This window comes from Streptomyces sp. NBC_01445, from assembly GCF_035918235.1.
GTDB lineage: Bacteria > Actinomycetota > Actinomycetes > Streptomycetales > Streptomycetaceae > Streptomyces.
The window spans coordinates 59,156-72,949 of sequence record NZ_CP109486.1; the positions used below are offsets into that span (position 1 = coordinate 59,156).

Annotated in this window: 12 protein-coding genes; all 12 read left to right on the forward strand. The window is 70.3% G+C overall.

Going from position 1 to position 13,794, the window contains the following annotated elements:
• Positions 1-191 precede the first annotated feature (191 nt).
• The 12 genes from OG574_RS48250 to OG574_RS48305 all read left to right on the forward strand — a co-directional run bounded on the left by OG574_RS48250 (position 192) and on the right by OG574_RS48305 (position 13,792).
• Entirely contained in the window at positions 192-1,373 is a 1,182-nt protein-coding gene (locus OG574_RS48250) for a helix-turn-helix domain-containing protein (protein ID WP_326771272.1), read from the forward strand.
• Positions 1,370-1,891 (forward strand): NUDIX hydrolase, encoded by a 522-nt coding sequence (locus OG574_RS48255; RefSeq protein WP_326771273.1) that lies wholly within the window; start codon positions 1,370-1,372, stop codon positions 1,889-1,891. The genes OG574_RS48250 and OG574_RS48255 overlap by 4 nt, the downstream gene beginning before the upstream one ends.
• Before the next feature lie 1,466 nt (positions 1,892-3,357).
• Positions 3,358-4,137: a hypothetical protein gene (locus OG574_RS48260; RefSeq protein ID WP_326771274.1), complete on the forward strand. Its 780-nt coding sequence runs from the start codon at positions 3,358-3,360 to the stop codon at positions 4,135-4,137.
• A 120-nt stretch (positions 4,138-4,257) separates the two neighbouring features.
• Positions 4,258-4,503, forward strand: coding sequence for a hypothetical protein (locus tag OG574_RS48265; RefSeq protein ID WP_326771275.1), 246 nt, complete (start codon positions 4,258-4,260; stop codon positions 4,501-4,503).
• Complete coding sequence (locus tag OG574_RS48270) at positions 4,500-5,570, forward strand: conjugal transfer protein (protein ID WP_326771276.1); 1,071 nt, start codon at positions 4,500-4,502, stop codon at positions 5,568-5,570. The genes OG574_RS48265 and OG574_RS48270 overlap by 4 nt, the downstream gene beginning before the upstream one ends.
• Before the next feature lie 12 nt (positions 5,571-5,582).
• Entirely contained in the window at positions 5,583-5,939 is a 357-nt protein-coding gene (locus OG574_RS48275) for a hypothetical protein (protein WP_326771277.1), read from the forward strand.
• Positions 5,936-6,505, forward strand: a complete 570-nt coding sequence (locus tag OG574_RS48280) for a phage holin family protein (protein WP_326771278.1) — start codon at positions 5,936-5,938, stop codon at positions 6,503-6,505. Before OG574_RS48275 ends, OG574_RS48280 begins: the two co-directional genes overlap by 4 nt.
• Positions 6,502-6,726 (forward strand): hypothetical protein, encoded by a 225-nt coding sequence (locus tag OG574_RS48285; RefSeq protein WP_326771279.1) that lies wholly within the window; start codon positions 6,502-6,504, stop codon positions 6,724-6,726. Before OG574_RS48280 ends, OG574_RS48285 begins: the two co-directional genes overlap by 4 nt.
• Before the next feature lie 2 nt (positions 6,727-6,728).
• Positions 6,729-9,356: an ATP-binding protein gene (locus OG574_RS48290; RefSeq protein ID WP_326771280.1), complete on the forward strand. Its 2,628-nt coding sequence runs from the start codon at positions 6,729-6,731 to the stop codon at positions 9,354-9,356.
• Positions 9,353-11,902, forward strand: coding sequence for a hypothetical protein (locus OG574_RS48295; protein WP_326771281.1), 2,550 nt, complete (start codon positions 9,353-9,355; stop codon positions 11,900-11,902). The genes OG574_RS48290 and OG574_RS48295 overlap by 4 nt, the downstream gene beginning before the upstream one ends.
• The gene (locus OG574_RS48300; RefSeq protein WP_326771282.1) at positions 11,899-13,101 is read left to right on the forward strand and encodes a lytic transglycosylase domain-containing protein; all 1,203 of its coding nucleotides are present in this window, start codon (positions 11,899-11,901) and stop codon (positions 13,099-13,101) included. Before OG574_RS48295 ends, OG574_RS48300 begins: the two co-directional genes overlap by 4 nt.
• A 169-nt stretch (positions 13,102-13,270) precedes the next feature.
• The gene (locus tag OG574_RS48305; protein ID WP_326779441.1) at positions 13,271-13,792 is read left to right on the forward strand and encodes an RNA polymerase sigma factor; all 522 of its coding nucleotides are present in this window, start codon (positions 13,271-13,273) and stop codon (positions 13,790-13,792) included.
• Positions 13,793-13,794: the final 2 nt, after the last annotated feature.

Consider the following 13,794-nt stretch of genomic DNA (forward strand, 5'->3'; position numbering starts at 1 on the left):
GCGCAGACGAGACCGAAGAAGACTCCGCACGGTGACTCCAAGACGGAGTCACGCCGCGCCGCTTGGGCATAGCATCGACTCACCGCTACTCGGGGGAGTTGCCAATGCACCAACGGTCACCAGACCCGCGCGCGATCATGGCCGGGCTACTCAGTGATGAGCGGCTGCTCCGCGCCTGTGCAGAACGTGACATGGGCACCGTCTTCCGGCTCCTCAACAACCGGGGCGTCAGCACTCGCCAGATCGCCGGCGACGCCGGTATCACCCAAGGGCGGCTGTACGACTACATGAACGGCAAGAGCCGGGTGGAGAAGCTGACGGTGTTCGAGCAATTCGCCGACGCTTTCCACATCCCCGGTCACCTGCTGGGGCTGGCCCGCCGTGCCTGGGAGCCCGCGCCGACCGCACCGGAGCACCAGCGCGCCGACCATCCGCCGCCGGACGGCGACGATCTCGCCGCCATGGACCACTTCCGCAGTGCCGACCGGCAGACCGGCGGCGGCCGCCTCTACGGGGCCGTGGTGCGACACCTGTCGGACCGCGTAGCGCTTCGGCTCGTCAGCACCGACAGCGGGCCCCAAGTCTTCGCCGCCGCTGCGGCGTTAACCGAAATGGCCGGGTGGATGGCCCACGACTCCGGGCAGGACACCCGTGCCGGCCGCCACTTCGCCCGCGCCCTGCCACTGGCGCGTACCTCGGGTGATCTTCCGCTCGCCGCCCATGTGGCAGCGTCCAGCAGCCACCTTGCCCTTCAGTCCGGCGACCCGGCGGCGGCCGTGCAGTGGGCTCGCACCGGCCTCGACCTCGCCGCGCAGGGCCCCAGGATTCCGGCGCTGACCGCGCGACTTCACACCATGCAGGCCCGCGCTCTGGCCGCAGCCTCGCAGCACACTCCAGCCGCCCGCGCCCTCGAAGCGGCCCGGCGCGACCTAGAGGGAGCCCCCGACGCCGCGCACCCCTGGCTGAGCCCATTCGACGCTGCCGCTCTCGCAAGCGAGTCGGCGCTGATCTTGCGCGACCTCGAGCGACTCGACGAGGCGCTGACACAAGCCGAGCAAGCCGTCGCGCTGCGCGCCCAGGCCGGGCGGGCGCGATCGCTCGCCCTCAGCCAGATCACTGTGGTGGACATCCAGGTACGCCGCGGAGAGCTGGACGCAGCCGTGCACACCGCACATGTGCTGCTGACCACGAGCCCGACCATGGCATCGGTTCGGGTCGTCCAGCAGCTTGACGAGCTCCGTCGTCTGCTGGAGCACCACAAGAGATATCCACCGGTACGGGAATACCTAGTTCGCTTCGACGAAGCACGCAGAGCGAGAATGCTGCTCCTAGCTGATCTCATCGCTCCGCAATCGGGAGGCATCCCGGCATGAGGCCCACCACCCCTACCCCTGCCGATCCTGAAGCGTGGAACGCCTACCTCGCAGAGGGAAACGCCAAGCAGGCCCGCAAGCGCGTGGCCGCCGACGTGCTGTTGAGAGATACAGCCGGACGCGTACTCCTGGTGAACCCGACCTACAAGCCAGGGTGGGACCTGCCCGGAGGGATGGCAGAAGCGAACGAGCCACCCGAGGACGCGGTGGGCCGGGAGCTGATCGAAGAACTCGGGCTAAGAATCACCGTGCACGGGCTGCTGGTGGTCGACTGGGTCGCCCCACACGGGCCTTGGGATGATCAAATCGCGTTCATCTTTAACGGCGGCACGCTCGCCCAAGACCAGACCGACCGGCTGACCCCGCAGGACGACGAGCTCGCCGAAGCGGCGTTCTTCACACCGGACGCCGCCCGCCGCCAGCTCAGCGACCGCATCCGGCCCAGGTTCACAGCGGCCCTAGACGCCATCGCGGACAGGCACGCCCGCTACCTCCGCAACGGCGAACCCATGGCATAGCTCCCTCGCTCATCCACTCCCGAACGCGGTGGCCACAACCGTTTCCCTACACCCCGAACTTCGCCGTCATGCTCCGCCAGCTGACAGGCGCGACTGCCGGGTAACGGTTCCGCCGTCCACAAGGTGATCGTCGCAGAGCAGGCCCGGCGTTCAAGCCCCACCTCGAGACAAGGAAGAGCATCCTCTCTTGGCGCACAAGAGAGGTGTCGGCATCGACGCGAAGTACCCCGTGACGCCCCGACCTGCGAAAACGCCCCCACGGTGCATCAGGGGTGGACTGCCATTGGGCAACCTGGAAAGCAACTTGGAAGGCAACCCGGAACGCAAGCTGAAAAGCAACCTGTAGGGCAACCCGCCACCGAGCACCGCCGCCGCAGTGGTGACGCCGTTCGATGCAGACAAGACTGCGTCGTGAGGGCGTGGATGGCGATGTGGACCGGCATCGGAACGGGCAGCTCGTCCGGCCACCTCGTACACCACCGTCTTGAGCGCCATCTCCTTCAGCGCGGTCTCCAGCAGTGGCGGGGCGTCGCGGGTGGCGTCGAACTCGACGATCAGCAGCCCGCCGCTTGCACGCGGACAACTGTGCCTCTTTACACCGCTACGCGGTGCGTGGGGCCCAACTGCCCGGTGCGCTGCGCCCGGCCAGTACCCGGCGCCATGGCGTACGCCCATCGCATCGGAGCTGTCTGAACTGCCGCCCCGTTACAGGCGCCCGCTTCGGCGAAAGCCGTGCCGCTCAGCGCGTCCTGGGGAGAGCTCGGAGTTCGGCTGTAGGTGCGCAGCAGCGCGCCCCCGAAGCCCGTGCAGCGGGCGTGTGCTCGTACGCACCCGGTGGAACCGGGTCGGCAACGTGTTCCACGGCCGGCACCGTTCCACAGGGGTGGAACGCTGTGAGCTGCGATTTTCCAGCGTGGGTCACTGTTTGGGGCATAGCTGACTGTGCTGCGCAACGCGCGTGACTGCGTCCGTTGCACGGGGTGGAACTGCTCAGGCTGCAGCGGTAATGCGCACTGCGTTCCACCCTCAAGCACGGCTCCAGACAGTGCCCCGTGCGGGCGCCCGTTCCACCTGCTCGGGTGGAGGGGGAACACGCCCCGTCGACCGGCCGCGCTCCACTGCGGTCTCGCTCCCTCAGACCACAGGGCGCGGACGGATGCCTGCCTCACCTCTGAGACCGGATCCCCGGCCTCCCCCGCCCTGTCCGTCTCGCGCTCCCTGACGGCGCATCGCCTGAATCGTGGCACGTTCCCCGCACCCGACCAGGTCGGGCGGCTGCGCGAAGGGAGCGTCGGGTGCCTTGCGGTGCGCGGGTCACCGCGTTTCTGGGTGGGTCACTCTTTGGGCAAGCACCTGACCTGCACATTCGGGTAGTTGGGGTATTCGGCGGGGCATTGGGGCTGAGGAGAGTCCACGACACGCACTTGAAAAGGGGTCGTGTCGTGGGAGCTACGCAGCGGGTTTTCGTGGGACTGGACGTGGAGTGGGCGCTGGTGTGCGCCACCCCGGCGAACGGCGCCCTCGTGCGCGGCTGGATCGAGGAGGCCGGCGTCGCCGCGGCCGGCGACCTGTCGCAGGAGCTGCGCGAGCTCGTCGCCTACCTCGCCGATCGGCGCGACGCCGCGTTCAGCGACCGATGGCTCATCGCTCTGCTCGAGCGCGCCGCAGGCGAGGGACAACAAGCGCAGCTGGCCGCGCGCGTCATCGTGCAGGCGATGGTGCCTGGCATGGTGCGCCTGACGCAGTCGCTGCTCACCCCGCGGCGCGACTTCGACGACGTGGCGCAGGTGGTGGTCGGCTGCCTGTACGTCGTCGCGCGGACCTTCCCGCTGCGCCGCCGTGCGAAGGTCGCCGCGAACGTGATGCTGGAGACGCTGCACCACGCGACCCGGGAGCTTGGCTCGGACGAGGCGCGCGAGGTTCGTCTCGATGTTCTGTGGGACGTTGCGGCCTCCGACGACGATGTCGCCGACCGGGTCGCGCAGGACCTGCTGATCGAGCGGGGCCAGGCCCAACAGGTCGCCGACACGGCGGAATTGGATGGCGCCGAGGGCGAGCTGGTGGCGCTGCTGGCGTGGGGCGTCGATCACGGGTCTTTGCCACTGCAGCAGGCCCGCTCGGTCGTGAGCATGGTCCGCGAAGAAGCCGAGCGCACGGGTGCTGCGACGCCAGCCGCGCGCAAGCGCCGCTCGCGAGCGGTCAGATGGCTTGGGCCGGTGGCGGCCGAGTGGGTGCGCGCCGCGTGATGCGAAGCGTGGAAATTGGTGCGCCCCTGGCGGTCACGTTTTGCGGGGTGCGGCTCCTTGGGGTGTGTACGGCGGCGAAAGGTCTGCCGAACACTCCGACTTGAGGGAGGAGCCGTGGCGATGACGCACACGGCGAAGGCGTCAGCCGAGTGGGCAGATCTGGACCTACTCGCCGCGGCGCGGGGCCGGGTCCAGCGGCTGGTCGCTCTGCTGGAGACGCTGCCGTTCACGGAACAGACCGCTCGGATCGCGCGCGAGTACCTGACCGAGGCAGGCCCGGCGCGCGAGGCGTTCGACCGCTTCGCGCAGCTAGATACGGCCGAGCAGCAGCGGCAGCTGCTTCTGTGGCAGAGGGCGGCATCGTGACGCGCCGCCGAAGGGAGCGTGCCCGGCAGTCCGGCGCCGACGTCGCAGTGGACCAGGAACTGGACGAGCAGAGCGGTTGGTGGACCTCGCCGTCGACCGGGTCGGTCGCGGTGGCAACCAACGTCGTGCGGCGCCTGGTGTGGGCCCTGCTGATCTCCGGCCCGCTGCTGGGCGGCTGGGCAATCGTGTCGCAGCCGGCCGCGGGCGCTCACCCCGCCCCTGCCATGCAGTCCTCCAGCGGCGACACGGCGGGGCCCGGCGGGTTCGCGGAGATGTACGTCGCCGCGTTCCTCCGCGCCGGCGAAGGATCACAGGGCGAACTCGCCGCCTTCTACCCGCGGGCCGAAGACCTGGAACTGGGCGGCAAGCCCGACGCGGTACAGGTCGGCCAGATCGCCGCGGTGCGCATAACGGAGGTCGCTTCGGGACGGTACTGGTCGGTGACGGTCGCCGCCCGAGTCCTGGAGCCCGCGGCCAAGAACACGGCGAACTCCACCGCGAGACAGCAGCCGCTGATCCGCATGCGGTTCTTCCAAGTGCCCGTCGAGGCGGACCGGGACGGCGGCCCGCTGGCCGCGCTCGCGCTGCCCGCCGAGATCTCCGCCCCCACCGGCAGCGCGCCGAAGGCGAAGCTCGCGTACGGCACGCCGCTACCGGCCCAGGCCGCCGACCCGGCCGTGGACACGCTGTCCGCCTTCTTCGCCGCCTACCTGTCCGGCAGAGGGGAGTTGGGGCGCTACGTCTCGCCCGGTACCCACCTCTCACCGGTCAGACCCGCCCCGTACCGGTCGGCAACCGTCACGCAGGTCGCCATCGAGGCCGCTTTCCAGGACAGCGACGGCGACGGACGGATCGGTGCCCCGGCGGGCCGGGAGCGGCTGCGCCTGGCGGTCGACATCAAGGCCGCCCGCCCCGACGGCATCGCGCGGCCGCTGTCATACGCGCTCACCCTGGCCGGCCGCGATGGCCGATGGGAGGTCGCCGCCCTGGACCCGACCCCCAAAGTCACCCTCCCCGACCTGCCCTCAACGTCGACGGCCTCGCCGTCCACCTCCCCTGCTCAGTAAGGAGAAGCCCTCATGTACTCCACTCCGTTGGCCGCGGTCGGCATCATCGACGACTTCACCGGCATGGGAAAAGACCTCAAGACCCTGCTCACTGTGGTCGTCCTCGGCATCATCTACGTGGGCAGTATCGGTGCGACCTGGGCCGCGACCCGCTCCATGCTCAAGGCCTTCGTCGCCGCCGTGGGCGGAGCGATCGTGATGGGTGTCATCGCCTCCCAGACGGTGCTCAGCAACAAGACGGCCGAAGAGCTGAAGAAGGACCACACCGTCGGCCAGGGCGAGGCGGTCGTCCGCGTGATCGCCGCTCCCGAGCCCATCGTGTTCACCGCTTCGACTGCGGGCCGTGTGCATCTGGGTCGGGACGCATGAGCTCCGCAGCCGAGGAGGATCTCGTCGGCCGCTGCTACACCAAGGCCCGCCGCCACCCGAGCATGATCGGCCAGTGGGAGGGACGCCGGCTGTGGGGCGGCCCGTACAGCGTGCCGCAGTTCATCACCATGGGCGTCGTCTTCGCGGTCATGATCGTCGCTCTGGTCGCCGTGCCCAGTCTGTGGTCGACGTTTGGGCTCTTCAACCTCGTCGCCCTGGCCCTGGTCCCTTATCTCGCCTCGTTGCTGGTGCGCCGCCTGCACATCGACGGCCGGCACCCGTTCGCGGCGTTGGCGAGCGCGGCGGGCCTGGTGGCAGGCGGGCAGCGGCCCCGGCTCGGTGGCCGGCAGCTGCGGCGGATCACCACGCAGCCGCTGCAGGGCACCGTCACCCTCACCGCGCAGGCACCAAAGCGGCGCGCGGCCGCATCTGCTGTGCCCTCGGAGATGCACGTCCTCGTACGACGCCCGTCGCGGCGCGCGACCACCACGCCCGTAGGTACCGCCTCCACCGCGCTCGCCCAGCTCGCGACCCACCGCTCAAGCGCTTCGAGGGAGCAGCGATGAACACCCCCGAACTCACCCCTGGGCCAGACAAGGCCGTGCACGTCGTGCGCGACGAGTGCTGGGAACTGATGAACCGGCCCCCGGAATTCACCACCGCCCAGGCCGTCTTCCCCGGTCTGCTCGCGCGCGGCAGGAGCCTGCCGATGCGCCTGCACCTTGCCCTTCTGCAGTCGGGCCGCGTTCTCGGGCAGTCGGCTCCGCAGCGCGAGGAGGGGGAGTAGGCGTGAAGATGCCGATTAGGCACGTGGCCGGGAACGTCGTGTGGAGCGTGCACGGCACGGTGTGGGCGCTGTACCGGGTGCAGGGAGTGGACCAGGTCCACGCCAGCAAGACCGCGAAGCTGCGCCGTCTGAAGGCGCTCGAGGCGCTGGTGAAGAAGCTGGTGGGCGAGTCGATGTGGCTCTCTCTGTGTCCGCAGGTCGACCCGCGCGCGGTGGTGCGGGCGATGACCGAGGACATCGACATGGCGGCCAGCGACGAATACACGCAGGTCGCCCACCGGGTCCTCGACAGGTTGGAGGGCCTGGAGCTGACCGGGCGCACCGACTGGCTCGCCGTCCCGCTGCCCGCAGTCGGTCGCCGTCAGCGCCTGGCGGACATGGCGGGCGCGGCGAAAGGCGAAGTCGCCCTGCAGCTCGGTCTGTTGCCCGCGCCGATCAGCCGGCAGGAAGAAGGACGCCGGCTGGCGCAGGGGGCGCAGATGGCGGCGACGTGGCCGGGCACGGTGGCGGTGCGTCCGGCGAGCGAGGCGGAGATCCTGTGGATCTACGGGCACTCGGCGCGGCGCGGGGTGCTGGAGCCGCTGCTGCCCACCCCCGACGCGCTACGCGGGCTCGTCAACCGCGGCCGCACGGTCGCCGCGCTCGGCCAGGCCGTGCTCACCGAGGGGGCCATCGACGGCGCCCTCGCCGACGAGGGGGAGCGGCGCGGCCCGGGCGTATTCAAGCGCAGGTGGCTGGAGGTCGCCACCGAACACGGCGCCTCCTACCAGTCGTTCTTGACGCTTTCCGAGATGCCGGAGGCATTCCGCTTCCCCGGCTCGGAGTACCTGGCCGCACTGGACACCTTCGGCTTCCCCGTCGACTGGGTGGTGCGCCTGAACGTCACCCCCGGGGCGGTCGCCGAGGCCAAGACCCGTCGCAAGGCCCGCGACCTGGCGGGCCAGCCCGAGGAGTGGGCGCACGATCCGGCCGGGGTGCCAGCCTCGATCGGAAAGGCATCGGACAGCCTGGCGGAGAACCGGGAGCGGCTGACCGCGTCCAAGGGCGAAGTCGACGTGCGGGCCATGGTCGCCTTCTGCGTCTGGGGAGCGGGCCCGCAGGAGGTGGAACAGCGGGCCGGACAGCTCACTGCGGAGTTCGGCGGCGACGACTACACCCTGGACCGGCCGCTCGGCGACCAGGAACACCTCTTCTACGGGATGCTGCCCGGCGCCCGCACCCCGCAGGCCATGGCCTCCTACGCCCAGTACCTACTCGCCCGCGACTTCTGCATGGCCGGACCATGGGCGGCGACCGAACTCGGCGACGAGCGCGGCCCGCTGTACGGGTGGCAACTGACCGGCGGCGGCGCCCGCCCCGTGCTGATGGACTTCACACGCGGCCCAATGAAGCGGACCTCCGCCTCGGCGGCGTTCCTCGGCGAGCTCGGCGGCGGCAAGTCGTACGCGATGAAGTGCGCCGTCTACTGGACACTCGCCGCAGGCCGCAAGAAGGGGGCGCCGGGTAGTCGCGGTCGCACGGTGATCGTGGACCGCACCCCGAAGCAGGAGTGGCTGCGCTTCGCGCGTGCCTGCCCCGGACGCACCGAGCTGATCACCACCGACAGCAGCGCCGCCGTCTGCCTCGACCCCTTTCGGGTGTTCACGCAGCAGCGCGGACAGGCGTCGGTCGACATCTCCGAGGCCCAGCGGCGCTGCGAGTCCTTTCTGCACATGCTGCTGGGCATCCAGTCGATGGACGAGGCAGGCGATGTCCTGTCCGAGGCCGTCGCACACGTCCTGGCAAGCACGAAGCCGAGCATGCGCGCCCTGATGGCGCACCTGACCGAGCGCGGCGTACGCGACGACGACCCGACCTGCCGGTCCTTGGCCCGCAAGCTGAACATGCACGCCCGCCGCGACATCGCGCGTGCAGTCTTCGACGAGAGCCTGCCGGTCATCGACACCGACGCCGACTCCGTGGTGTTCTCCGTCGCTCAGCTGGCACTGCCCAAGAAGTGGGAGCTGGAGCCGGGCCATTTCGAACGGCTCAGCCCGGAGAAGGTGTTCGGGCGTGCGGCCCTGTATCTGATCGCGGCGATCTGCCGGCACATCGCTTTCGACCCGCGCCACGAAGCGGAGTTCTGCCAGGTCGTGTGGGACGAGTGCTGGTGGCTCACCTCCGCGCCCGAAGGCCTGGACCTCCTCCTGGAGCTGGTGCGCGACGGCCGCAAGCACAACGCCGGCGTGCTGGTGGGCAGCCACGACCCCGACGACATCGGCCCCGACACGGAAGTCGGCCGCATCGTGCGCGGCCTGTTCCCCCGCCGGCACCTGTTCCGCCAGACCAACATGGAACTGGCCCGCCGCGGCCTGGACTTCCTCGACCTCGACACAGGCGACCCCGAACTGCTGGAGATGGTCACCACCCGGCTCTCCCCGCTGGACGAGTCCGACGTGGTGCAGGCACAGCGGGCCGGTGAGTGCCTGGTGCGCGACCTGTTCGGTCGGATCGGTGCGATGCGCGTGCAGGTGCCGCTCGACCCGGCGCTGGCCGACGTCATCCACTCCGACCCCGAACAGGCCCGAGCCGAGGAAGGCCCGGGCGGCGAAGGGCTGGTCGCGGACGGAATGGAGGCGGTGACGGCATGACCATTCGGCGGGGACGTTTCCGTGGGTTCACAGGTGTGCGGCGTCATCTGGCGGGCGGGCTACTGCTCGTCATCACAGCGCTGGCCATGATGATGCTGCTCGCGCCCCGGGTCGGCGCCGCCCCCGGGGACCCCACGCCAACGCCGTCCCCGTCGGCGTCGTTCCCGAAGTACGAGCCGGGCCTGGAACCGACCGCCCCCGGGCTGCTGCCTCCCGAGTCCGTCCACCCCACCGCCCCCAAGGACAAAGACAAGACCGGCCGCACAGCGAAGGACGGCAAGAAGAAGGACACCGACAAGCAGCCGTCCGCGAAGGAGAAGAAGGCGGCTGCGCAGGAGAAGCTGCGCCGCGAGATGCGGCAGCGGGTCAAGGAGTACAAGGCCAAGCACGGCGACGGCGGCGTCCTCAACGCGTTCGAGGTCACCGACGAGAAGGGCCTGCCGGTATCGGCGTACCGGATCGTCTCTGCCACCGGTGGCGTCACTGATTTCTCGGGCGAGCTCCAACAACTTGCCACGCAGTTCCTGTTCGAGCTCACCAAGTGGGTCGTGGCGTTCGGCTGCTGGCTGATCTCCTGGGCCCTGTCCTGGGCTTTGGCCTCCCTGTTCCTCAAGCCGGCCATGAAGCTGTCGGACGCCCTGTACAACCAGACGCTCGTCCAGCTCGGCGTGCCGGGCCTGCTGATGGCCTACTCCGGCGTGGTCGCGTTCTGGAACATCACCTTCGGCAGGACCTCCCGCGGCTGGGGCGAGATCGCCGCCTCCACCGTGATCGGCGCGCTCGCCGTGTCTACGCTCGCCGCTCCCCCGCAGCTGCTTCTCGGCCAGCAGGACGGTGCCGTCGGCAAGGCCCGCGATCTCGGCATCGCCATCTACGCGATCACCACCGGCCACGAGGACGCGCTGTCGAGGGCCGGGCAGATCACCGAGCCCAAGGCCCGGGAACTCACCCGCACTGTCACCGACGGGATCGTCGAGGCGTTCGTAGTGCGCCCCGCGTTCCTGCTCTCCTACAACCAGCAGCTCAGCGACAACTGCGTTGATCTGTACAGCGACTCCCGCGTTAAGCAGGCCTTCTTCAACGAACAGGTCGACAAGACCAAGGAGCTCATTCAGAAGAACCCGTCCGGGTTCGGGTGGGTGCCCAACCCTGTCCAGGGCCTCCCGGACGCTCTCACCGACAAGGCGACCGACTACGTCGCCAACGACCTGCTCGGCCTCAACCCCAACAGCGACTTCGAGAAGGCCTGCGTCAAGGACGCGGCCACAGCGAAGAGGACCGGCTGGGACAAGGTCGGCGGGGCGCTGTTCATCCTCATCGCCGCGGTCCTGATGACGGTGCTGCTGCTCATGACCGCGTTCCTCTACCTGTCCACGCAGATGCGTCTGGTCATCGAGGCGGTGCTGGCACGGGTCGCCCTCGCAGCGGGCATCATGCCCGGCCCCGGCCGGGCATGGCTGTGGGAACGGGCCACGAACATCGTGCGCCTGCTCGGACTCCTGGTCGCCTTGGTCACCGGCCTGGCCATCGCCGTCACCCTGGTGACTGCACTGCTGAACGCGCCCTTCGGCGACAACGCCGGGGCGCTGCCCGCCCGGTTCGTCGCGGTCGACGTTTCCGTCATCGCCTGCTTCATGTTCCGCAAGCGCATCACCCAGCGGTCCAAGGCCTGGGCCATGAACGCCCGCACCCGCCTGGCGGGCAGCCCGCTTGGCGGCAGCGCCCCCGCCGCGATGAACCAGGACGCAGGCCGCAAGCGGTCGCTGGCCGCGACGCTGGCCACTACCGCCCTGATGGTCGGCGCGATATCCGCGACCGGCGGGGCAGCCGCCGGCGGCGTGGGCGCTCGCTCTTTGATGTCGTTGGGCGGGCGCGGGGCCACGTCACTGGCCGGACGGCTGGGCACCCGCCTGGCCGTGCGCGGCACTACCGCCATGGCCAAGGGCGCCACCAAGGCCGTCGCCGGAGGTGCGAAAGCCGCGTACGGGGCAGGCAAGTTCGGGCTCAAGTACACCCTCGGCGCGCCCGTCTACCTGCCACAAGCCGCCCGCGCCGCACACACGGCGATCAAGGCCGCCCCGGGCAATATGGTGCGCTCCGCCGCGCAGCTGCGCTCCCGTCTCACCCAGCCCGTGACCCGGCAGCTGCCCGCCGTCCGCGACTTCTCCCAGACGTACTGGAACAACGTCGGCGGCCGCTGGGCCGGCAACAAGATCCGCATGCACCGCGGGCTGCCGCCCCGCCCGCACCCGCGCACCCCGCCCCGCGTCATCAACCGGCCCCTTGTTCCTTCCCCCGCCGTGCGTCACTCCTCGGCCGCCACCACGACGGCGGCCCCTCGGCCGCGGCGAGTGCCCCGGCCTGTGCCGCAGCCAGCCGCGTCCACGCAGCAGCAGGCCCTGCGCCAGCGGCTGTACCGGATGACGACGGACACGGCCCGCACGCACGGCCCCGCGCCCAGTGCGGAGCCTCAGTCTTCTGTGGCCCCCGCCGGGCCCCGGCCCCGGACGCCGCGGCCCGCGCCGGCCCGCCGGAGGACGCCGTGACGAAGAAGGGATGGCTCGCGCTCGGCGCGGCCGCCGCCGTCATGCCGCTGCTGCTCGGTGTCGGCGCCTTCGTGGCCCTCACCGGGGCGGTGGCCGCCGACCAGGACGAACAGAGGCGGCAGGCCGCCTACTTGTCCGGGGGCGTACAGGATGCGCCGGCCTCGGTGAAGGGGATCGGGCCGGTGATGCTGTCCGCGTACGCGAACGCGGCCTCCCGCACCATCAAGCTCCGCCCGAAGTGCAAAGGCATGCGCTGGTCGGTACTGGCCGGATTCGGGCAGGTCGAGTCCCACCACGCCGCGGGCCATCGCGTCGCAGACGACGGGACGATCACCCCGCGCATCATCGGCGCCCGCCTCGACGGCTCCGGCGCCGGCGGCAACACCAGCAAGGTGCCCGACACCGACGGCGGCACATGGGACGACGACACCTCATACGACCGCGCCGTGGGCCCGATGCAGTTCCTGCCCTCCACCTGGAACGGGCCCACCGGCCAGGACGGCAATAGCGACGGCATCAAGGACCCCCACAACGCGTTCGACGCGGCGCTCGGCGCCGCCGTCTACCTGTGCGGCACCGAGCCCAGCGACCTGAGCGACGACGCCCAGCTACGCAAGGCCGCCCTGCGCTACAACCACGCCGGCTGGTACGCGAACGAAGTCCTGCAGTACGTGCACCAGTACGACCAGGCCGGCGACGTCCTCGGCAACACCGGCAGCAACGGCCCCGTGCCCGTCTCCGTGTCCCTGCCCGGCCCCCCGGCCGCCTACCAGGGCGGAGCAACAGCCTGCTCGTACTCTGACCCGACCGGGGGCCGCTGCCTGACCGGCGCAACAGCCCACGGATACCAGGAAATCCTTAACAAGTGGCCGCGCTGGCACGGCGGAATCGGCTGCCAGACACCGCGCGCCGAAGGCGGCGAGCACCCGCTCGGCCGCGCCTGCGACTACACACCGGGCACCCTCGGCACCCGCGCCGTCGGCACCGCGCTCGCCCAGGGCTGGGCTCTGGCCGCATGGCTGCGCAAGAACGCCGGAGCGCTGGACGTGCAGTACGTGATCTGGCAGGGACGGATCTGGAGCATCAACCACCCTGAAGATCAGGGCGGTTGGGGGCGGCCGTACGACCACGGACTGAACAACACGCACACCGTCACCGGCGGGCACTACGACCACGTCCACGTCACCTACAACGACTGAGGCCAGCCCTCCGGGGCCTCCGCGTCGTCGCCTCCCGGGAAGCTGTGTCCGTCGTTTTCGAGTTTCCTGTGTAACGTCCTGCCGTCTCGCACCAATACCTGATGACAGGAAGCACCCGGAGGGGACGGAGGTGCGGGCGGTGGCCGATGCAACTAGCCGCTTCACCGCGATGTACGACGCGTGTCGGCAGCGGGTATGGGCGTACGCGGTCAGCCGGGCAGGCCGGCAGATTGCCGACGAGGTGGTCAGTGAGACGTTCACGATCGCCTGGCGTCGTCTGTCGGATGTGCCGGACCCGGCGCTGCCCTGGCTGCTCGGGGTCGCCCGCAACGTGGTGCGCGACAGCGCTCGCGCCGAGGTGCGACGCGCCTCGCTCGCGGCTGAGCTGCGCTCCTGGACAGAACACGCCGAAGGGGATGTCGCCGACGACGTGACCGACCGGCTTGCGCTGCTACGCGCGCTCACGACGGTGTCCGAGGCCGACCGTGAAGTACTCATGCTGGCCGCCTGGGACGGGCTCAGCCCGGCCGAGGCGGCCAAGGTCGTCGGCTGCACGGCGGCAGCTATGCGGGTCCGCTTGCACCGTGCCCGCGGCCGGCTCAACCGGGCGCTCGATGACAGCCACGCTTCTCCAGCGCCTGGCCCTGCTTCTACGCCGCCTAGTGCCGTGTTCGTACGAGAGGAGGCCTGACG

Bases quoted from the DNA above. Each gene is read 5' to 3' on its own strand.
- OG574_RS48250 (WP_326771272.1), top strand. From the start codon at position 192: ATGGGCACCGTCTTCCGGCTCCTCAACAACCGGGGCGTCAGCACTCGC.
- OG574_RS48255 (WP_326771273.1), top strand. From the start codon at position 1,370: ATGAGGCCCACCACCCCTACCCCTGCCGATCCTGAAGCGTGGAACGCC.
- OG574_RS48265 (WP_326771275.1), top strand. From the start codon at position 4,258: ATGACGCACACGGCGAAGGCGTCAGCCGAGTGGGCAGATCTGGACCTA.
- OG574_RS48275 (WP_326771277.1), top strand. From the start codon at position 5,583: ATGTACTCCACTCCGTTGGCCGCGGTCGGCATCATCGACGACTTCACC.
- OG574_RS48280 (WP_326771278.1), top strand. From the start codon at position 5,936: ATGAGCTCCGCAGCCGAGGAGGATCTCGTCGGCCGCTGCTACACCAAG.
- OG574_RS48285 (WP_326771279.1), top strand. From the start codon at position 6,502: ATGAACACCCCCGAACTCACCCCTGGGCCAGACAAGGCCGTGCACGTC.
- OG574_RS48295 (WP_326771281.1), top strand. From the start codon at position 9,353: ATGACCATTCGGCGGGGACGTTTCCGTGGGTTCACAGGTGTGCGGCGT.
- OG574_RS48305 (WP_326779441.1), top strand. From the start codon at position 13,271: ATGTACGACGCGTGTCGGCAGCGGGTATGGGCGTACGCGGTCAGCCGG.